This is a genomic window from Neisseria sp. P0021.S007, assembly GCF_051956855.1.
On the sequence record NZ_JBQCXA010000394.1, the window covers coordinates 1 to 762 of the forward strand.

The following is a 762-nucleotide window of genomic DNA, read 5'->3' on the forward strand; positions in this document are numbered from 1 at the left end:
GCGGAAGGTGTTCGATTTCGTGCAGGTAGCGGTCGCGCAGTTCGAAGTTTTCCATTTGGTCGGCCGCGTGCGCGCCCAACATCAAAGCCAGGGTACGGTTGTCGCCTGCTTCTTTGTTTTGCAAGACTTTGGCGGCTTCTTGTTCGGCTTTTTCAAAACGGCCTTCAAAATATGCCAAACCTGCGCTGTTCAAAGAGGCGGAAGCCTGACGGCCTTTGCGGGCAATGCCGAAGCGTTGCATACGCGCTGGAATATTTAAGAGGCCGAACACGAATTTAATCAGGAAATACAAGACGAATACGCTCAACAGCAGGCCTAAAACAAAGGCATGCAGATTGATACGCAGCATGGTTTGCTCAACCACGACATACACGTTACCTGTATAAATGCCGGAAGCCAACGCTAAACCAACGGCGGCGGCAAACAGAATGACAATCCAAACGACGGTTTTCATGCTTGCTCTCCTTTAATTTTGGCAGCAGGCTTGGTTTGGTTTTGTGGTTTGGCAGCTTCGGCGGCCGGTTCTTTTTTGTTTTCAGACGGCAAAGCAGGTGCTTCCAGAGATTGAGGGGCAGAAGCGGCAGCCGGTGCGGCAGTCGTGGCTTGTTCGGTAGCTGCAGCCGGAGCGGAAGCGGTTTTCTCGGCAGCTTGGGTTTGCGTAGCTTCTTCGGTCGTCATTTGTGTACGCGAACCTTCTTGATAAGCACGAACGGCGCTCAAGCTGGCTTTCAGGCTGTCGTCTGAAATCATGCGGACATCAAG

Annotated in this window: 1 protein-coding gene and 1 pseudogene; both read right to left on the minus strand. The window is 52.4% G+C overall.

All coding sequences use genetic code 11. The features are described 5' to 3' along the window. A partial coding sequence (locus ACTHUR_RS13575) for a heme biosynthesis HemY N-terminal domain-containing protein (RefSeq protein WP_440399054.1) occupies positions 1–454 on the minus strand: 454 nt, incomplete at its 3' end. After that, a pseudogene (locus ACTHUR_RS13580) lies at positions 451–762 on the minus strand (uroporphyrinogen-III synthase); the annotation flags it as partial. The gene ACTHUR_RS13575 and the pseudogene ACTHUR_RS13580, both read right to left, overlap by 4 nt.